The following is an 18,328-nucleotide window of genomic DNA, read 5'->3' as shown; positions in this document are numbered from 1 at the left end:
CACGCGGGTCCGCCCTGGCCGCTACGAGCACGTATCACGCGTCGGCGATCGCCTTCTCGACCGTGCGGAGCAGGTTCGGCGCCTCGGCGGCCGGCAGGCCGCCGCCCTGGGCCAGGTCGGGGCTGCCGCCGCCGCGCCCGGAGAAGGCCGCCTTGACCAGGTCCGACGCGGCCAGGCCCCGGCTGCGCGCCGCCGGGTTCACCGCGACGACCAGCGACGCCTTGCCGTTGGCCCGGGCCGCCACCGCGACGACCGCCGGCCGCGCCGGGTCGATCTTGCCCCGGACCTCCTGGGCGAGGGTACGCACGTCGTTGCCGGCCGCGCCCTCCGGCGCCTCGGTGCCCACGTACGCGACCCCGCCCACGTCCTTGGCCTGCGCCGCGAGCGCCGCCGCGCCACCGAGCACCAGCTGGGCCCGCAGCTTCTCCAGCTCCTTCTCGGCGTCGCGCAGCTGCGTCACGGTCTGCTCGACCCGGTCGGCGACCTGGTCGTTGGGCACCCGGTACAGCTCGGCGAGGCGGGAGACCAGCAGGTGCTCCCGGGCCAGGAAGTTGAAGGCGTCCATGCCGACCAGGGCCTCGACGCGGCGCACCCCGGAGCCGATCGACGACTCGTTGAGGATCTTCACCAGGCCGAGCTGGCCGGAACGGGAGACGTGGGTGCCGCCGCACAGCTCGCGGGCGTAGTCGCCGACCTCGACGACCCGCACCTCCTCGCCGTACTTCTCGCCGAAGAGCGCCATCGCGCCGATGCGCCGCGCCTCCTCCAGCGAGGTGATGAAGGCGTGCACCTCCAGGTCGGCCAGGAGCACCTCGTTGACCTGCTGCTCGACGTCACGCAGCACGCTCGGTGCCACCCCCGTGGGGGTGTTGAAGTCGAAGCGCAGCCGACCCGGGGCGTTCAGCGAACCGGCCTGGGTGGCGGACTCGCCGAGGAAGTTGCGCATCGTCTGGTGCACCAGGTGCGTCGCCGTGTGCGACCGGGAGATCGCCCGCCGGCGGGTGGTGTCGATCTCGGCGTAGCCGGTCTCCCCCGCCCGCACCTCGCCCCGCAGTACCCGGGCGCGGTGCACGATCAGGCCGGGCACCGGCTGCTGCACGTCGAGCACCTCGACCTGGCCGCCACCGACGGTGATCATGCCGAGGTCGGGCTGCTGCCCGCCGCCCTCGGCGTAGAACGGGGTGGCGTCGAGCACCAGCTCGATCGTGTCGCCCTCGACCGCCGCCTGGCGGGGGCCGTCGACGCCGAGCACCGCCCGCACCGTCGACTCCCGGGACACCTCGCCGTAGCCGGTGAACCGCACCGGGCCGCCCGAGTCGAGCACCGACCGGTACGCCGACAGGTCGGTGTGCCCGGTCTTGCGCGCCTGGGCGTCGGCCTTGGCGCGCGCCCGCTGGTCGGCCATCAGCCGGCGGAAGCCCTCCGCGTCGACCGCCAGGCCCTGCTCGGCCGCGATCTCCAGCGTCAGGTCGATCGGGAAGCCGTACGTGTCGTGCAGCTGGAACGCCTTCTCACCCGACAGCGCCGGCTTGCCGGCGGTGCGGGTCTCCGCGATGGCCGTGTCCAGGATCGTGGTGCCGGCCCGCAGGGTGGACAGGAAGGCGTCCTCCTCCGCGTACGCGTAGTCGGCGATCCGGTCGAAGTCGGCGGCCAGCTCCGGGTACGACGGGGCCATGCAGTCCCGGGCCACCGGCAGCAGCTCGGGCAGCGCCCGCTCCTGCCAGCCCAGCAGCCGCACCGACCGGATCGCCCGGCGCATGATGCGGCGCAGCACGTAGCCGCGCCCCTCGTTGCTCGGGGTGACCCCGTCGCCGATCAGCATCAGCGCCGTACGCACGTGGTCGGCGATCACCCGCAGCCGCACGTCGTCCGGGTGCGACTCGCTGGCGACGTGGCCGGAGTGTGCGCCGTAGCGCTTGCCGGTCAGCTCGGCGGCCCGGTCGAGGATCGGCCGGACCTCGTCGATCTCGTAGAGGTTGTCGACGCCCTGGAGGATGGAGGCCATCCGCTCCAGGCCCATGCCGGTGTCGATGTTCTTCGCCGGCAGGTCACCGAGGATCGGGTAGTCCTCCTTGCCGGTGCCCGGGCCGCGCTCGAACTGCATGAAGACGAGGTTCCAGAACTCCATGTAGCGGTCCTCGTCGACCGCCGGGCCACCCTCGCGGCCGTACTCCGGGCCTCGGTCGTAGAACAGCTCGGAGCACGGGCCGCACGGCCCGGGGATGCCCATCGACCAGAAGTTGTCCGCCTTGCCCCGGCGCACGATCCGCTCGGTCGGCACCCCGACCGAGCGCCAGATCTCGAACGCCTCGTCGTCGTCGAGGTAGACCGTCGGCCAGATCCGCTCCGGGTCCAGGCCGAACCCGCCCTGCTCCTGGGACTTGGTGACCAGGTCCCAGGCGAGCGGGATCGCCCCGTCCTTGAAGTAGTCACCGAAGGAGAAGTTGCCGTTCATCTGGAAGAACGTGCCGTGCCGGCTGGTCTTGCCGACCTCGTCGATGTCGGGCGTACGGATGCACTTCTGCACGCTGACCGCCCGCCGGTACGGCGGGGTCTGCTGCCCCAGGAAGTAGGGCACGAACTGCACCATGCCGGCGTTGACGAACAGCAGGTTCGGGTCGCTGATGGCGGGCAGCGGAGCGGACGGCACCACGGTGTGGCCGTTCGCCTCGAAGTGGGCGAGGTACCGCCGCTTGATCTCCGCCGTCTTCATCGCTGGTGTTCCTCCGGAAAGATCTCTCGGTCGCCGATGCGCGGGTCGTCCCGCAGCTCGGCGAACTGGTCGTCGAACGCCTCGCCCTGGGCGAACGCCTCGTGGATCTCCTGCTCGCGCTCGGCCATCGCGATCCGGACGTCCTCCACGAAGCTACGCAGCGACTCCGCCAGCCCGCCAGCGGATTCGGTCACCGTGCTGGCGATGCCGGCCGGGGTGTACGCCTGTGCGGTGCGGGTGGCCTTGCGGACCACCACCACGCCGACGGCCAGCCCGATGCCGAGCCAGAACAACCGCCTCATCTCCGAAGCTCCTCCTGGTCGTGCCGGATCAGCGGTTGCCGCGCTTGGCGGCCCGCCGCTGCTGCTTGATGGTGTCGCGCACCTCGCGCTCGGTCTCGGCGTGCCGCCGGGCGGAGGCGGCCTTGCGTACGCCGTAGCCGAAGGCGGCCACCTTGACCAACGGGTTGGCGGCGGCGGCGGAGACGACAGTCGCCAGGTTCGCGACGTTGGCGGTGACGTTCTGCGCGTGGCTGGTCATGGTGTCGACCTTGGCGAGCTGGAGGTTGACCCCGTCGAGGGAGGTCTGCACCTGCTCCAGGGCGGTGTTGACGTTCTTCACCGTGGTGTTCACGTCGCCCAGCAGCGGCGCGGTCCGGTCGTTCAGGTCGTTGATCATCCGGGTGGTGGCGTCCACGGTGTGCCGCAGCCGCAGGATGGGCAGCGTCAGGATCAGCACCAGCATCGCGAACGCGATCGCCGCGATCAGCGCCGCGACCTCGAAAAAGCCCACGCCTGTCCTCCTCAAGCAGAGTTCCGGGAACCCGACGCCCCCGGAACGCGCGACCGTCCTGCCCACACCGCCGCCCGGCACCCGCGAGGGGCCGGCGGGGGCTGGCGGTCCGCCAGCCCCAGACCCTACCGTCCGTGATGGAAACCGGCTCAGGACGGTGAGGGTGTCGGCGTCGCGAGCGGATCCTCGCTGACCGTCGGGAAGGGATCCTCCCCGGTGAGTGACGGGTCGGTGGTGGGCTGGGGCCGGGTCCGCTCGTCGTCGATCGCGTTGCGGACCTTCACCGACACCAACGAGCCGGAGCACTGCTCCGCAGCGGTCGCCGGTTCGGGCGACGGCACGACCGCCGGTTCCCCGTCCACCGGCGGCGGCACGCAGGCGGGCTCGCGTACCCACAGGTCGAGGGTCAACTCGTCCCGGCGCCAGCACGTGTAGCTCCCCTTCGCGGGTTGCTCGGGGCAGCGGCTCACCTTCCACGGCTGCCAGCCGTCGTCGGTCAGCGCCCGCTCGTAGACCTGTGCCGTCTCCGCCGGCGGCCGCTCGGAGGTGGCCGTGCGTTCGCGGAGCCGGCAGTCGAGCAGGCACCATCGGCTGCCGCTGACGTCGTCGACGGTCTGCGCCGCCGCCCAGCCCGGCACGTCCAGCTCGTCGAGGGTGTCGAAGACCGGATCGCGGCTGAGCGTACGGATGCCGAAGTAGAGCGGGACCGCGCCGAGCAGCACCACGCTGACCAGGGCGAGGATACCCATCCGCAGCCGCCGCCGCTCACGCATCCGGCGGCGCAGCTCGGACCGCGCGCCGCGCAGCCCGCCGGGGCCGGCCGCGTCGTCGTCCGGCGACTCCGGCTCCGCGGGTCGGCGCAGCGCCGGTCCGTCCGCCGGCTCGACGGGTGGTACGACAGCCGCGGCGGCCCGCGCCACCACCGGCTCGCCTGCGGCCCCCGGCGGTGGCACCGGCGCAACTCCGGACGGCTCGGGCCGCCCCGGCTCGCGGTGCGGCGGGATCGCCCGACCGGCGGCGCGGTCCTCGGGCCCGGGGCGGGGCGCCGGGGCGGCCGCCCGGGCGACGCCGGACGGAGCGCCGGGGCCGGGTCGGGGGCCCGCGCCGGACGTCGGCTCGGGCCGGTCCCGCCCGACGGCCGGCGGCCGGGCGGCACCGGAACCCGCGCCGGGCCGGACCGGGCCCGGCGCAGTGGCGGCCGGGCCGGAGGAGGTCTGTTCGGCTCCCCCCGGTACGGCCGGGTGTGTCCCCGGACCGGCGGGACCCGACGGGCCGGGCCCGGGCCGGCGCGGGCCGGGCGGCGCGCTCAGATTCGCGGCGGCCGGGGACGGCCCGGCGACGGACGCCGCGCCGGCGGCCCCGGAGGGCGGTGCGACGGGCCGCGCGGCACCCGCCGGGCCGGCGTCGGGACGCGCGGCGCCCCGGACGGGACCCGCCAGGCCAGGGTCGGGACGCGCGGCGCCCCGCGCCGGACCCGCCAAGCCAGGATCGGGACGCGCGGCGCCCAGGGCAGGACCCGCCAGGCCAGGATCGGGACGCGCGGCGCCCAGGGCAGGACCCGCCAAGCCAGGATCGGGACGCGCGGCACCTCGCGCGGGACCTGCCAGGCCAGGGTCGGGACGCGCGGGACCCGCCACGCCGGCGTCGGGACGCGCGGCACCCCGCGCGGGACCCGCCAGGCCAGGATCGGGACGCGCGGCACCCCGCGCAGGTCCGGCCGGGGGCGGGTCGGAGTGGGTCCGGCCGGCCGGGGTCGGGGCGCCGGGCGGCGGCGGAGCACCGGCCGGCGTGGGGCGGGCGGCGCCCCGGGCCGGCGGCCCGGGGTGCGGGGTGTCGGCGGGCCGGGGCGGCTCGGCGGCGGGTCGGGCCCGGCCCGCCGGCCGTCCGGGCTCGGTGGCGTCGGTGGGTCGCGGCGGCTGCCCGCCGGGCCGCGCCCGGCCTGCCGGGACGTTGCCGGTCTCGGCGCCGCGCGGCTCCGGCCCGGGCGGCACCGGCGAGGGCCCGCCCGCAGCGGGCGGCACCGACCGCTTGACCGTCGGCAGGGCGGGGTCGGTGTGGTGTGCCCGGCCGGCCTGCCGCAGCCAGTCGGCGGGGCGCTCCGGTCGGCCGGCCCGGGAATCACCGGGCCGGCGCCGTCCCGCTTCCCCGTCGGCCGGGCGCGGCGGGTTCTCCGCCTCGTCCGGGGCCGCGGGGCCGCCCGGGGGCGGGACCACCCCGGCGTCCGCACGGCGCGCGGGGGGCTGACCGCCCGTGGCGCGTCCGGCCCGGCCGGAGGTCTCGTCGTCGCCGGCCGCACGCCGGCCCCGACCCGCGACCTCGACGTCGTCGGGTACGGCGCGTCGGCCGCGCGGGGCGGAACCGTGCGGCGGCTGCACCTCGACGCCGGGAGGCGCGGCGGGCACACCGGGCACGGGCGGGGCGTTGCCGGAGCGCGGTACCGGCGGGACGTCGCCGGAGCCGGGTACCGGCGGGGCATTGCCGGAGCGCGGTACCGGCGGGGCGCTGCCCGGGCGCGGTACCGGCGGGGCACTGCCCGGGCGGGGTGCCGGCGGCGCGTCCTCCTCGGCGGCGCGGCGTCGGCCGGCCGGCGCACCTGGGTGTCGGCCCCGGTCGGTGCCGTCGCCGTCGGGCATTGGCGGGGCGGCCGTCGGCACGGATCCGGTGCCGTCCGTCGGGACGGGAACGCCGGCGTCGACCGGGCCCCGCCGCATCCGGCCGGACCGGGGGTCACGTCCGTCGGCGGGGGTGCCGCGCAGCTCGCCGGTCGGCGGACCGGCGGGCGGCTGGGGGGTGCCGGGGGCCGGGACGCCGACCCGGGCGGCGCCCACGGCACCGCCGGGCCGCCCGGGGGCGGCCGGTGGCGGCGTACCGCCCGGCACCGCCGCGCGGCCGTCGGGGCGCCGACCTGCCGGGTGCGGCGTGTCCGGGTGTGGGGGCACCGGCGCACCGGGACGCGGTCCGGTCGGCGTGCCGGCGTGAGCGCCGGGGGGCGGCCCGACCTGCGGGCCGGCGACCGGACCGGGCTGCGGCCCGGTCCGCGGCTCGGCCTGCGGAGCCGACGGGAAGCCGGCCTGCGGAGCCGACGGGAAGCCGCCCTGCGGATGCGGTGCGGAACCCCGCTGGGGGCCGGCCGGCGGGGTCGCCTGCGGGCCCGTCGCGGTGCCGGCCGGTGTGCCCGCCGGCGGAATCGCCTGCGGACCCGTGGGGGTGCCCGGAACGGGGCGTGGCCGCCGGTCCGGGCCGTCCGGGCCCGGTTGCGGACGACCGGCCGCCGGGGGCCGGCGGACGGGCTGGTGCGGGGGGACGGCCTCGGGGGCGGCGGGGCCGGCCGGCCGGGGTGGTTCCGGCGCACCGGGCCAGGGTCCGTCCACCGGGCGGGAGCGCGGCGGCTCGGCCTCGGCGCGGCGCACCGGGGGTGCGGCGGCCGGACCGGGGCCACGGTGAGGCGGCGGCCCGGCGGGGCCGGGAGCCGTCGGGTCACCCGGACGGGGGCCGGGAGGCGAGGCGGGTTCCAGCCCGCCCGGCCCCAGCTCGGTGCGCTGCTGCTTGGCCGAGCGCAGGTCGTCGATCCAGCCGAACTCCTCGCCGCTGATCGGCTCCTCGGGCTCGGCCTCGGCCTTGCCCCGCCCCCAGCGGCGCCCCTTGGCGCGGGAGTCGCGCCGCTCTTCGGGGCCGTCCTCCGGTCGCTCCGAACCACGCGATTTCACTACTGACCCTCCCCGGCGGTGTCACTGCCGCCCTCTCGCGCCGCGTCGGCGCCGCCCGTGTCCGTCTGCCGGCGGCCGTTGTCCGCCGAACCGCTCCCGACCCCCGCTGCCGAGGGCGCGGCCGGCGCGGGCAGCCCCCGGACGATACGGCGCAGCAGCGGCAGCCGGGTGGCGACCGAGCGCTCGGCGCCGTGCTGGCTGGGCCGGTAGTAGTCGGTGCCGGCGAGGTCGTCGGGGGCGTACTGCTGGGTGACCACGCCGCGCTGGTCGTCGTGCGGGTAGCGGTAGCCGGTCCCGTGGCCCAGCCCCTTGGCGCCCGAGTAGTGCGCGTCGCGCAGCCCGCGCGGCACCGGCCCGCCCCGGCCGGCCCGCACGTCGGCGATGGCCGCACCGATCGCGGCGGTCGCCGAGTTGGACTTCGGCGCGGTGGCCAGGTGGATCACCGCCTGGGCGAGGTTGAGCTGCACCTCGGGCAGCCCGACGTACTCCACGGCGTGGGCGGTGGCGGTGGCCACGCTCAGCGCGGACGGGTCGGCCATGCCGACGTCCTCGCTGGCGAAGATGACCAGGCGACGGGCGATGAACCGGGCGTCCTCGCCGGCGACCAGCATCCGGGCCAGCCAGTGCAGCGCGGCGTCCACGTCGGAGCCGCGCATGCTCTTGATGAAGGCGCTGGTGACGTCGTAGTGGGCGTCGCCGGCCCGGTCGTAGCGCACGGCCGCCACGTCGACCGCCTGCTCGGCGGTGGCGAGGTCGATCCGCCCGGCGCCGAGGGCCGTGGCGGAGCCCGCCGCCGCCTCCAGCGCCGTCAGCGCCTTGCGTACGTCGCCGGACGCGAGGCGTACGAGATGGTCCTCCGCCTCGGTTTCGAGGGTGAGCGCGCCGCCGAGGCCGCGCTCGTCGGCGACCGCGCGGCGCAGCAGGTCGCGCACCGCCGCGTCGTCGAGCGGCTGGAGGGTGAGCAGCACGCACCGCGACAGCAGGGGCGAGATGACCGAGAAGTACGGGTTCTCGGTGGTCGCCGCGAGCAGCGTGACCGTGCGGTCCTCGACGGCGGCGAGCAGCGAATCCTGCTGGGTCTTGCTGAACCGGTGCACCTCGTCGATGAAGAGCACCGTCTGCGGGCCGCCGGAGCGGCGCTGGCGGCGGGCGGTCTCGATCACCGCGCGCACGTCCTTGACCCCGGCGGTGAGGGCCGACATGGCGACGAACCGGCGGTCCGTGGCCCGCGCCACCAGGTGCGCGATGGTCGTCTTGCCGCTGCCGGGCGGGCCCCAGAGGATGACCGACATCGGCGCCGTGGCCGAGACGAGCTGGCGCAGCGGGGCGCCGGGCGCGAGCAGGTGATCCTGACCGACCAGCTCGTCGATGCTGCGCGGGCGCATCCGGACGGGCAGCGGCGAGTCCTCCCCCACCGCGGTGAACCCGTCCACACCGACGGAACCCGCGGGCGTGGGGGGCGCTCCGGCGGGTTCACCGAGGGAGAAGAGGGCGTCGGACTCCATCAGGGGAACAGTACAAGGCCCGGCCGACGGCGCCGGAAGCGCGCCGTCGGGCCGGGCCCTTGATGATCGATTACGGTCAGCCGCGGCCGGGACGACGGCCCCGGTACCAGCGGCCGCCACCGCCGCCGCCACCGCCGCGCGGGCCCCGGCCGACGCCGGCCAGGTACAGGGAGAGCAGCAGCAGGCCGATCAGTACGAGGGTGTTCCAGTTGAACAGGTCCGGGGCACCGAAGTTGGTGTCCAGCAGGTCGATGAGCAGGGCGAAGCCGAAAACGACCGCCGCGAGAATGGCGAGCATGACGTTCCTCCGGTGGGGGTTCCCAGTGGGTCGGCGCGGGATGTACCCAATCGGTCCGCTCGCCAATCTCCACCGTGGAGCAGCCCCGTCTCCGGTCAGCTTCGGCGGCGGCCGGAGACCGGGGTCCGCCGGCAGGAGGCCGGAGACGGTCCTAGGCTTGCTGACATGATCATCGCCGACCAGGTCATGGAGGGGCGGGACGCCATCCTGGCGGCCGCCGGTCACCACCCGTACGTCCGGCACGCGCTCGCCCGCGACGAGGTGCCGCGCGGCTGGCGGCGCGACGACGCGGTGGGCTGGCTGCTGCCGGCGGAGCACGGCCCGCGCGGCGGCGCGATCGGCGCCCCCGGGCCGGCGGTCGAGGTCTTCGCCGACCAGGTCGCGCGGGGCGCGCTCCGGCCGGGCCAGTGGCTGCACCTGCCGCGGCTCGACCCGGCGGCGCTGCCCGGCCGGCTGGCGGTGGCCCGGCACGACGAGTGGGACTTCCTCTGGAGTGCCGCCGCGCCGCCGCGCCAGCCCGACGAGGAGCGGGTGGTCCGGCTCACCGGGGCCGACCATCCCGCGCTGACCGCCCTGATCGACGAGGCGTTCCCGAGCACCACCTCGCGACCGGGCGACCCGAGGATCGTCGACTGGTACGGCATCCGCGACGGCGACCGGATCGTCGCCTGCGGCGCCGACCGCAGCCGGGGCGACATCGGCTTCCTCGCCGGACTGGCCGTCGCCCCCGACCGGCGGGGGCGGGGGCTGGGCGCGGCGCTGACCGCCGCCATGACCCGGGCCCTGCTCGCCCGCCACGACACCGTGGCGCTCGGCGTCTACAGCGTCAACGTCGGGGCGATCCGGCTCTACCGGCGGCTCGGCTTCACCGGCGCCCTGGCCCGCAGCTCGGTGCACCTGGCCTGAGACGTGCGGCACGGCCCCGGTCGGCGCGGGGACCGTCGCTCGCGCATCGTTGCGGCCCCGGCATGGTCCCGGCCCGCACCGCCGGGGCGACCGCCCGCCGCCCCGGCGGAAGTCAGGCGGACGCTTCCCGACCGCCGTCGGCGTTCCCGCTCGTCATGGCCATGTCAGCGGCGCGATCCGCGGGCCGCACCGGATCGGCGGCGTCGTGCCTGACCGGGCCAGACCGCCTCCGCCGCTCGGCCCGCCAGGCGGGCAGGTAGAGCGGGGCGGCGACGGCCAGCACCACGGCACCGACGAACATCGCGAGGCTGATGCTGGTGCGGTCGGCCAAGGCGGTCAGGACGACGGCGCCGAGCGCTCCGGCCGGCTGGCCCATCATCGAGTTCAGCGAGATGACACTGGTCCGGTAGGGACCGTCGACCTGACGGTGCAGCAGCCCCATGTGCAGCGGGTTCGACGCGCCGTGCACGGCGTAGCAGGCCAGGAAGGCGATCAGCACCCCGACCGGGCCGGCGAAGAGGCCCATCCCGACGACCGTGACGCCTTGCAGGACACGCAGCAGCGCGGCACTGGGTGCGGCGCCCAGCCGGCGCAGCATCAGCGGGGTCAGCGCGGCGCCGGCCGCGTTCGCCAGCCAGGCCACCGAGGTGGCCGGGCCGAGCAGCGCCGCCGCCCGGTCGGCATCGCCGACGACCTCCGCGAGGCGGACCGGCAGCAGCGACTCGAAGGTGACCATGCCGAAGCCCCAGAACAGCTCCACGGCCACCAGGGCCAGCAGCACCCGGGAGCGGCGCAGCAGCCCGAACGCCTGCCCCACCATCCGGGGCGCCTCGGTGATCGAGGCGCGCAGCGCGCCGGCGCCCTTGGCCGAGCGGGTCTCCACCAGCAGGATCAGCAGCGCGACCAGCGCCACCGTCTGAAGGGCGATGGCAGCGAGCACCGGCAGGGTCAGCGCGCTCACCGGCCCGATCGGGCCGAGTGCGACCAGGCCGCCGCTCAGCAGCGCGCCGGCACCGATGGCGATGCCGATCACGGTGCCGGCGTGGCCGAGACCGGGCTCGTACTCGGCATCCGGGTCGGCGGCGAGGGTGGCGTCGACGTACCAGGACTCCAGCGGGCCGCTGTCCAGCGCCCGGTAGACGCCCTGCAGGGCCCAGGAGAGGAAGAAGAGCCAGAACGAGTCGGCCACCGCGAAGACGGCGAGCGAGATCACGCAGGTCACCCAGGCGGTGACCAGCACGGGCTTGCGGCCGAGCGCGTCGGCGAACCCGCCGGTGGGCAGTTCCAGCGCGAGGACGATCAGACCCTGCGCGGTGGCGACCAGGCCGATCTGGGAGAGCGAAAGGCCGCGTTCCTGCATCAGCAGGATCATCACGGGGATGAGCAGGCCGGAGGGGAGCCAGCGCAGGCCGTAGAGCGCGAGGTAGCGACGCCGGATCTGGCGTACGGAGAGGGTGCTCATCGGTCCTCCTCGGACAACGGGTCTGCGAGCCGCATGTCCGCCAGCATCGGGAAGGCGGCGAGGTAGATCTGCACCTGCTCCGCACCCGGCTCGGCCGGGTCCGCCTCGCTGTGGAACCGCTCCAGGACCCGCCACAGCTCGGCCGTGAGCGCCGCGAGCCGGTCCGGCGGGACGGTCATGAAGACGTCGCCCATGCCGAGGGCGTCACGCCAGGCCGGCGAGTACCCGTGGCGGACGGCGAACCAGTGCTCGGCGTGCTGGACGAAGTAACGGACCTGGTCGCCTTCGATCCACTCGATGGCCGCCCGGGCGTCCGGGTCGTCGTCGAAGTCGCTGGGCTCCCAGTTGGTGACGTCGTGCGCGGCACGCCAGAACCGCTGCCGCCCGGTGCCGAGGTCCGGGTCCTCCACGACGAGGCCGACCTCGGCGAGCTGACGCAGGTGGTAGCTGGTGGCCCCGGTGTTGGTGCCGAGCAACTCGGCGAGGCGGGTGGCGGTCGACGGGCCCTTGATCCGTAGCGCGCCGAGCAGCCGCATCCGCAGCGGGTGTGCCAGCACCCGCACCTGCCGGTGGTCGATCCGGACCTCGCGAGCCGGTTCACGGGCAGCCGAAGGATTCTCCATTCCTGCACAATATCTGTGCACACTTTCTGTGCACAAGAGTTGTGCACAGAAAGTGTGCGTCGACGACGGCGACCGCACCCGGCACGGGCAGGGCTTTCCGGCGGATCAGCGGATGAGCAGTTCGCGCAGGCGGGTGCGGAGCAGCCCGGCGGCGCGGGTGGAGTCGAGGCGCACCTCCGCGGGGCGGAGCACGCCGGCAGCGGCGCCGGTGGTGGTCTTCATGCCGGCCGGGTCGATGCCGGAGTGCGCGGCGACCAGCAGGCCCAGTTCCGCGCGGCTGACCGCGTCCGGACCGGCCACGTTGAGCGGGCCGGCACAGTCGGTACGGAGAAGCTCCAGCACGGCGGCGGCCAGGTCGGTGACGTCGACCGGACAGCGCAGTTCGTCGGTGAACAGGCTCGCCCGGCCGGCGAGCGCGTCGTGGCAGAGCTGGATCTGCTTGCTCCCCTCCCCGACGATCAGCGAGGTACGCACCAGCGCCGCGCCCGGGTCGAGGACGCGGACGGCAGTCTCGGCCGCGGCCTTGGCCGCCCCGTACGGGAAGATCGGGCTGGGCGGCTCGTCGTCGGCGTACGGCTCCGGGCGGCCGGCGTGCACGGCGTCGCTGGACACGTGCACGAGCCGCGCCCCCGCCTCGGCGGCGGCGTACGCGACGTGGGCGGCCCCGTCGGCGGTCACCGCCCAGTCGCCGTACCGGTAGGGGGTGCCGACCACGGCTTCGGGGCGGACCCGGGCGACCAGCTCGCGCACGGCGGCCCGGTCCGTCACGTCGAGCCGGCGCGTCTCGACGCCCGGCACCTCGACCCGGCCCGAGTGGTACGTCCCCACCACCGACCAGCCAACACCCACCGCCTGCCGGCACACCTGAGCGCCCAGAAACCCACTGCCCCCCACCACGAGCAGCCTCATGTCCCGCCCCCCTCCTTCTTCCCTCCCCCGGACGATCAAGAGGTTTGCGTCATCTCCTCGAGCAGATCATGACGCAAACCTCTTGATCGACACACGAGGGCGAGCCGGGGCGGAGGCCCCGGCTCGCCCGCGGAGGGAAGGTGGGCGGGGTCAGGTGGGGTCGGCTACCGGGGCGGCCGGGCCGGCCGTGCCGGTGTGCGGGGCGGCCTGCGGCTTCGGCTTGGCGTCGATGCCGGCCTCGGTGCGCTGCTGGCCGGTGATCGGCGTGGGCGCGCCGGTCAGCGGGTCGAAGCCGCCCCGGGTCTTCGGGAAGGCGATGACCTCGCGGATCGAGTCCGCCCCGGCGAGCAGCATGCAGACCCGGTCCCAGCCGAAGGCGATGCCGCCGTGCGGCGGGGCGCCGTACTTGAACGCCTCCAGCAGGAAGCCGAACTTGTCCTGCGCCTCCTCGGGGGTGATGCCGAGCAGCTCGAAGACCCGCTTCTGCACGTCACCCCGGTGGATACGGATCGAGCCGCCACCGATCTCGTTGCCGTTGCAGACGATGTCGTACGCGTACGCCAGCGCCCGGTCCGGCGCCTCCTCGAACCGGTCGACCCACTCGGCGTTCGGCGAGGTGAACGGGTGGTGCACGGCCGTCCAGCCGCCCTCGTCCGTGCGCTCGAACATGGGCGCGTCGACCACCCAGCAGAACGCCCAAGCGCTCTCGTCGACCAGGCCGGCCCGCTTGGCGATCTCGATCCGGGCCGCGCCGAGCAGCTCCTGCGCCTCGCGGGTGTTCGTGCTGGCGGCGAAGAAGACCGCGTCGCCCGGCTTCGCGCCGACCGCGTCGGCGAGCCCGCCCAGGTGCTCGGCGGAGAGGTTCTTCGCCACCGGCCCGCGCGCCTCGCCGGTCTCGGCGTCGAGCACCACGTACGCGAGGCCGCGCGCGCCGCGCGCCTTGGCCCAGTCCTGCCAGCCGTCGAGTTCCTTGCGGCTCTGCGACGCGCCGCCGGGCATGACGACCGCGCCGACGTAGCCGCCCGCGTCGATCGCGCCGGCGAAGACCCGGAACTCGGTGCCGCGCAGGTAGTCGGTCAGCTCGGTCAGCTCGACGCCGTAGCGCAGGTCGGGCTTGTCGGAACCGTAGCGGGCCATCGCGTCGTGCCAGGTGATGCGCGGGATCGGCCGGGAGATCTCGTGGCCGGCCAGGTCCTTCCAGAGCGCCGAGACGATCGCCTCGCCGAGGTCGATGACGTCGTCCTCGGTGACGAAGGACATCTCGATGTCGAGCTGGGTGAACTCCGGCTGCCGGTCGGCGCGGAAGTCCTCGTCGCGGTAGCAGCGGGCGATCTGGTAGTACCGCTCCATGCCGCCGACCATCAGCAGCTGCTTGAACAGCTGCGGCGACTGCGGCAGCGCGTACCAGCTGCCGGGCTGAAGGCGCACCGGCACCAGGAAGTCGCGGGCGCCCTCCGGGGTGGACCGGGTCAGCGTCGGCGTCTCGATCTCCAGGAAGTCCCGCTCGTGCAGCACCGTGCGGGCGAGCTGGTTGGCGCGCGAGCGCAGCCGCATCGCCTTCGCCGGGCCGCTGCGGCGCAGGTCGAGGTAGCGGTAGCGCAGCCGGATGTCGTCGCCGGCCTCGACCTGGTCGTCGACGGGCAGGGGCAGCGGCGCCGCCTCGGAGAGCACCTCCAGCTCGGCGGCGGTCACCTCGATCTCGCCGGTCGGCAGCTCCGGGTTCTCGTTGCCCTCGGGGCGGCGGGTCACCTCGCCGGTCACGCGGACGCAGAACTCGTTGCGCAGCGCGTGCGCGTCCTCCTCGCGGAACACCACCTGGACCACGCCGGACCCGTCGCGCAGGTCGACGAAGATCACGCCGCCGTGGTCGCGCCGGCGGGCCACCCACCCGGCGAGCGTCACCGTGGTGCCGGCGTCCGTCGCGCGCAGGCTGCCGGCGTCATGGGTACGGATCACGACTCGCGTCTCCTCATCTGCGGTACAGCGTTACCCCTGGCATTCTGTCAGCCCTCCCCCGCCCCCCGTTGCGGGGTGAGGGGGAGGCGGGGTTCGGCCGGCGACGCAGATCCGTCCCCCGCTACAGCCCGATGTCCCAGGCGTGCGCGGTCAGCACCACCGTCCCGTCGTCGTTGACGTCGGTGACCTGCACCAGCGCCATCTTCCAGGTGTCGCCGCGCTCCCGGGCGTCGCTCAGGGAGGTCCGGACGCACAACACCACGCCCTTGCGGGCGGGAACGTTGATGTCCGTGCCGATGGCACCCTTCGCGATCCGGTCGTCGCAGTCGGCGGCGCTGAGCGTCGCGGCGTCGACCTGGGCGCCCCTCGCCCTGCTGGCCAGGTTGAAGTACGACGAGTCGCCGCCGCAGCGGGCGGTGAACCGGAGCTCCTCGCCGTTGCTGACCCGCACCTCGGGCTTGTCCAGGTCGATATCCAGGTCGCTGCCGCAACTGGCCCGCAGCGTGAGGCGCTCGTCGACGTACTTCTCCTTGACCGGGGCCCGCGGGTCGAGGGTGGGTTCGGCGCTCCCGCTGAGGCTCGGCTCCGGTGGCGGCGGTTCCGCCCCGGTCGTCGCCGGCGCCGGCGCGGTCGACGTTCCCGCCGGCTCGCCGGAGCCCGGCCGCTCGTCCACCCGGCCCGCGCCGGCCGCCCGGGCGATGTCCCGGGCGTCGTTGGCCTGGTCGAGCGCCCGCAGCGACAGCACCGTGGCGAGCAGGCCGAGCAGGACGGCCAGTGCGGCGGCCCCGACGGCAACCTGGGGCCAGCGGCTGCCACCGCGCGGCTTCGGCGCGGCCGAGCCGCCCGGGCCGGGAGGCGGCGGCAGCGGGGCGCCCTGCTGGTCCGAGGTCATCTCGTGGCTCCTCACGTCGGGTGGCCGTACAGCCGCCGCCCATGCCTGTTGCCGGGGCAACCGCCGGGCACGGGGCGCATTTATCCCAGAAATCGAGCAAGATCGCTGTCAGCAACCCGTCACCCGTTGGGGACGCGACGTCACCGCCGAGCCGGGATAATGAACCGCCCCCATCGATCTTGTGCAGGTGAACCCCCATGACCGAGCCGTCGACCGGCACGGACTCCCCCCGCCGCCGACGCGGTCTGACGCCCGGCGAGAAGACCGGTGCGGCGATCGGCCTGGCCAGCCTGCTCGTCGCCGTACTCGCCTGGCAGTGGCCCCGGCAGAGTCAGGACCCGCGGCCCACCCCGCCGCCGACCCCGTCCCGGGTGACCGCGAGCGCCACCGCGCCGGCCAGCACCCCGGCCACCCCCGGCAGCGTCGCCCCCGACCGGACGTACCTCGACGCGCTGACGCCCGAGACCGGCGCCGGCTACCTGCGACCGCTGCCGCGCGCGCTCGCCGGCCGGGCCGACCTGCCGCAGCCGGTCGTGCTCTCCTGCCCGAGCAACGACGGCGCGGACCGCGCCCGCTCGGTCAGCTACCCGCTGAAGCGCCGCTACCTCGACTTCTCGGCCACCTTCCGGGCCTGGTACCCGCCGGGCCAGGATCCGGAGTCCCCCGTGCGGATCAGCGCCGTCGTGACCATCAAGCAGCCCGACGACACCCTGACCCGGCAGCCCCGACCGGGCCGCACGACCACCATGTCCCGACCGGCGGAGTCGCTGACCTTCTCCGTGGAGGGGGCCGACCTGCTGACACTGACCGTGGAGTGCGACCTCGGCGAGGGCCTCGCCGTCCTCACCGACGCCGGGTTCACCCGCTGACAGGAGTGCCGGGCGGAAGGACCCACGACGAGGTCAGTCACCCGCGTCGGCCGGCAGGAGGTGGTTCACCACGATCTTCCCGACGGTGAGCGCCCGGGCCCGTTCCTCGATCCCTCGGTCGGCGCCGGTGAGCCGGCCCCCGTGCTGGCGCAGGTGCTCCTCCCATGACGGCACCTGGTAGACCTCGACGAAGCCGTCCTTGCGTTCGCCCGGGCGGAACAGGCCCCAGCGCATCGCCCCCGTACGCCGTCGGGACCTGCCCACCAGGCGCATCGCCGCGACGAACTCCGCCTGCCGCTCCGGCGGCACCGTGTAGGAGACGGTCACCAGCACCGGCCCGCCGCGTGGGTCCGCGGGCAGCGTCAGGTGCGGCTCCGGCCACCAGACGGCCGGGTCCCGGTCGAGGCCACGGGTCTCGCGAAGCGGCCAGAGCGGTACGGTCACCGCGCCGACCGCCATCGTCCCGGCCGCCGCAGCGAGCGCCACCACGAGGCTGGTCAGCTCGCCGAGGGCACCCCAGGCGACCGCGCCGAGCGCCTGCCCGCCAGCGAAGACCATCTGGTAGACGGAGAGGCCGCGGGCGCGTACCCAGCCGGGCAGGAAGAGCTGCATGGCGGCGTTGACGCTGGACAGCACCGTCATCCAGGCCATGCCGGCGGGCACCAGGGCCAGGGCGACCGGCACCGGGCCCGGCGCCAGGGCGAGCACCGCCAGGACGGCGGCGTAGACCAGGCCGGCCAGCAGCAGGAGCCGGTTGGTGGTGAGCGCCAACCGGATCCGGGGCAGTACGAGGGCGCCGGCCACCGCACCGACGCCGAGCGCGGCGAGCAGCACGCCGTACCCGCCCGCGCCCAGGTGCAGGCGGCGGCTGGCGACCAGGGGCAGCAGGGCCCACAGTGCGCTGCCCGGCACCACGAACAGTGCGGCGCGCAGCAGGATCCGGCGGACCACCGGCGAGTGCCGCACGTACCGGCCGCCGGCGCGCAACGCGGCGGTGAACCGCTCCGGCAGGTCGTCGGCGCCGGCCCGTTCCGGCCGCCAGCGCAGCAGCGCCAGCGCGAAGACGGCGAACGACACCGCGTTGACGGCGAAGACGGTGGCGACGCCGGCCCGGGCGACCAGCACCCCGGCCACCGCCGGGCCGACCGCGCGGGCCAGGTTCACGCTGATCGACCCGAGCGCCGAGGCCGAGACGAGCTGGGAGCGGGGCACCAGTTCGGGGATGACCGCCTGCCAGGCCGGCAGGGTCAGCGCCTGCCCGACGCCGAGGGCGAACGTCAGGGTGAGCAGCAGCGCCGGCGGCATCCGGTCGGCGGCGGTGAGGCCGGTCAGCAGTACGCCGACGGTGGCCAGGAAGAACTGCACCCCGATCAGCAGCCGTCGGCGGTCGAGGGTGTCCGCCAGCGCGCCGGCAGGCAGGGCGAGCAGCAGCACGGGCAGCATGCTGGCGGTCTGCACCAGCGCCACCAGGGTCGAGGCGTTGGCTTCCTCGACGAGCAGCCACTGGGCGCCGACGGTCTGCATCCAGGTGCCCACGTTGCTGGCCAGGACCGCCAGCCAGAGGCTGCGGAACGCGGCGAGCCGCAGCGGGGCCCAGGCGGACGTGACGGCGTCGGCGGGCGGGGTCGGGGAGGCGCTCACCGACCGGAACGTACCCCGGCCCGCCCGCTTGAGTCCGGCGAACCGCTCCGGGCAC

14 protein-coding genes are annotated in these 18,328 nt (G+C 75.6%); 2 read left to right on the top strand and 12 right to left on the bottom strand.

Features of this window, described 5'->3' with window-relative positions; translation table 11 throughout:
• Nucleotides 1-34 precede the first annotated feature (34 nt).
• The 6 genes from alaS to ABZ573_RS23040 all read right to left on the bottom strand — a co-directional run bounded on the left by alaS (nucleotide 35) and on the right by ABZ573_RS23040 (nucleotide 9,015).
• Nucleotides 35-2,713 (bottom strand): alanine--tRNA ligase, encoded by a 2,679-nt coding sequence (alaS, locus tag ABZ573_RS23065; protein WP_151456028.1) that lies wholly within the window; start codon nucleotides 2,711-2,713, stop codon nucleotides 35-37.
• On the bottom strand, nucleotides 2,710-3,015 hold the full coding sequence (locus ABZ573_RS23060) for a hypothetical protein (RefSeq protein WP_151456027.1): 306 nt from the start codon (nucleotides 3,013-3,015) through the stop codon (nucleotides 2,710-2,712). The genes alaS and ABZ573_RS23060 overlap by 4 nt, the downstream gene beginning before the upstream one ends.
• A 28-nt stretch (nucleotides 3,016-3,043) precedes the next feature.
• Nucleotides 3,044-3,505 carry a DUF948 domain-containing protein gene (locus ABZ573_RS23055; protein ID WP_089000990.1) on the bottom strand — a complete coding sequence of 154 codons (462 nt, stop codon included), beginning with the start codon at nucleotides 3,503-3,505 and terminating at the stop codon, nucleotides 3,044-3,046.
• Between the two features lie 149 nt (nucleotides 3,506-3,654).
• On the bottom strand, nucleotides 3,655-4,278 hold the full coding sequence (locus ABZ573_RS23050; RefSeq protein WP_327031190.1) for a hypothetical protein: 624 nt from the start codon (nucleotides 4,276-4,278) through the stop codon (nucleotides 3,655-3,657).
• A gap of 2,933 nt (nucleotides 4,279-7,211) precedes the next feature.
• Nucleotides 7,212-8,717, bottom strand: coding sequence for a replication-associated recombination protein A (locus tag ABZ573_RS23045; RefSeq protein WP_151457336.1), 1,506 nt, complete (start codon nucleotides 8,715-8,717; stop codon nucleotides 7,212-7,214).
• Nucleotides 8,718-8,793: 76 nt separating this feature from the next.
• A complete protein-coding gene (locus tag ABZ573_RS23040) occupies nucleotides 8,794-9,015 on the bottom strand; it encodes a hypothetical protein (RefSeq protein ID WP_089000992.1) in 222 nt (73 codons plus the stop codon).
• Between the two features lie 165 nt (nucleotides 9,016-9,180).
• On the opposite strand from ABZ573_RS23040, the gene ABZ573_RS23035 reads away from it, so the two are divergent.
• Nucleotides 9,181-9,921 carry a GNAT family N-acetyltransferase gene (locus ABZ573_RS23035; protein WP_151457337.1) on the top strand — a complete coding sequence of 247 codons (741 nt, stop codon included), beginning with the start codon at nucleotides 9,181-9,183 and terminating at the stop codon, nucleotides 9,919-9,921.
• Between the two features lie 112 nt (nucleotides 9,922-10,033).
• Here the strand turns inward: ABZ573_RS23035 and ABZ573_RS23030 are convergent, their stop codons facing one another.
• The 5 genes from ABZ573_RS23030 to ABZ573_RS23010 all read right to left on the bottom strand — a co-directional run bounded on the left by ABZ573_RS23030 (nucleotide 10,034) and on the right by ABZ573_RS23010 (nucleotide 15,763).
• Nucleotides 10,034-11,383 carry an MFS transporter gene (locus tag ABZ573_RS23030; RefSeq protein WP_151457338.1) on the bottom strand — a complete coding sequence of 450 codons (1,350 nt, stop codon included), beginning with the start codon at nucleotides 11,381-11,383 and terminating at the stop codon, nucleotides 10,034-10,036.
• Nucleotides 11,380-12,006, bottom strand: a complete 627-nt coding sequence (locus ABZ573_RS23025) for a helix-turn-helix domain-containing protein (protein WP_151457339.1) — start codon at nucleotides 12,004-12,006, stop codon at nucleotides 11,380-11,382. The genes ABZ573_RS23030 and ABZ573_RS23025 overlap by 4 nt, the downstream gene beginning before the upstream one ends.
• Before the next feature lie 105 nt (nucleotides 12,007-12,111).
• Nucleotides 12,112-12,915 carry a sugar nucleotide-binding protein gene (locus ABZ573_RS23020; RefSeq protein WP_358120787.1) on the bottom strand — a complete coding sequence of 268 codons (804 nt, stop codon included), beginning with the start codon at nucleotides 12,913-12,915 and terminating at the stop codon, nucleotides 12,112-12,114.
• A 150-nt stretch (nucleotides 12,916-13,065) separates the two neighbouring features.
• Nucleotides 13,066-14,871 carry an aspartate--tRNA ligase gene (aspS, locus tag ABZ573_RS23015; protein ID WP_358120784.1) on the bottom strand — a complete coding sequence of 602 codons (1,806 nt, stop codon included), beginning with the start codon at nucleotides 14,869-14,871 and terminating at the stop codon, nucleotides 13,066-13,068.
• Between the two features lie 121 nt (nucleotides 14,872-14,992).
• Nucleotides 14,993-15,763: a hypothetical protein gene (locus tag ABZ573_RS23010; RefSeq protein WP_151456402.1), complete on the bottom strand. Its 771-nt coding sequence runs from the start codon at nucleotides 15,761-15,763 to the stop codon at nucleotides 14,993-14,995.
• Nucleotides 15,764-15,960: 197 nt separating this feature from the next.
• Here ABZ573_RS23010 and ABZ573_RS23005 point away from each other — a divergent pair, with 197 nt between their 5' ends.
• The gene (locus ABZ573_RS23005; RefSeq protein ID WP_327027720.1) at nucleotides 15,961-16,632 is read left to right on the top strand and encodes a hypothetical protein; all 672 of its coding nucleotides are present in this window, start codon (nucleotides 15,961-15,963) and stop codon (nucleotides 16,630-16,632) included.
• Between the two features lie 33 nt (nucleotides 16,633-16,665).
• Here ABZ573_RS23005 and ABZ573_RS23000 read toward each other — a convergent pair whose 3' ends face one another.
• A complete protein-coding gene (locus ABZ573_RS23000) occupies nucleotides 16,666-18,273 on the bottom strand; it encodes an MFS transporter (protein ID WP_358120779.1) in 1,608 nt (535 codons plus the stop codon).
• Nucleotides 18,274-18,328: the final 55 nt, after the last annotated feature.

This window comes from Micromonospora sp. NPDC007220 (genome assembly GCF_040634035.1).
GTDB classification, from domain to species: Bacteria; Actinomycetota; Actinomycetes; order Mycobacteriales; family Micromonosporaceae; genus Micromonospora; species Micromonospora reichwaldensis.
Note: the sequence above shows the minus strand (reverse complement) of the source record. Positions and strands in the feature narration are given on the sequence as shown.

Excerpts from the sequence above, each read along its gene's own strand:
- alaS (WP_151456028.1), bottom strand. The coding sequence starts at position 2,713 with ATGAAGACGGCGGAGATCAAGCGGCGGTACCTCGCCCACTTCGAGGCG.
- ABZ573_RS23060 (WP_151456027.1), bottom strand. The coding sequence starts at position 3,015 with ATGAGGCGGTTGTTCTGGCTCGGCATCGGGCTGGCCGTCGGCGTGGTG.
- ABZ573_RS23050 (WP_327031190.1), bottom strand. The coding sequence starts at position 4,278 with ATGCGTGAGCGGCGGCGGCTGCGGATGGGTATCCTCGCCCTGGTCAGC.
- ABZ573_RS23045 (WP_151457336.1), bottom strand. The coding sequence starts at position 8,717 with ATGGAGTCCGACGCCCTCTTCTCCCTCGGTGAACCCGCCGGAGCGCCC.
- ABZ573_RS23040 (WP_089000992.1), bottom strand. The coding sequence starts at position 9,015 with ATGCTCGCCATTCTCGCGGCGGTCGTTTTCGGCTTCGCCCTGCTCATC.
- ABZ573_RS23035 (WP_151457337.1), top strand. The coding sequence starts at position 9,181 with ATGATCATCGCCGACCAGGTCATGGAGGGGCGGGACGCCATCCTGGCG.
- ABZ573_RS23030 (WP_151457338.1), bottom strand. The coding sequence starts at position 11,383 with ATGAGCACCCTCTCCGTACGCCAGATCCGGCGTCGCTACCTCGCGCTC.
- ABZ573_RS23025 (WP_151457339.1), bottom strand. The coding sequence starts at position 12,006 with ATGGAGAATCCTTCGGCTGCCCGTGAACCGGCTCGCGAGGTCCGGATC.
- ABZ573_RS23020 (WP_358120787.1), bottom strand. The coding sequence starts at position 12,915 with ATGAGGCTGCTCGTGGTGGGGGGCAGTGGGTTTCTGGGCGCTCAGGTG.
- ABZ573_RS23010 (WP_151456402.1), bottom strand. The coding sequence starts at position 15,763 with ATGACCTCGGACCAGCAGGGCGCCCCGCTGCCGCCGCCTCCCGGCCCG.
- ABZ573_RS23005 (WP_327027720.1), top strand. The coding sequence starts at position 15,961 with ATGACCGAGCCGTCGACCGGCACGGACTCCCCCCGCCGCCGACGCGGT.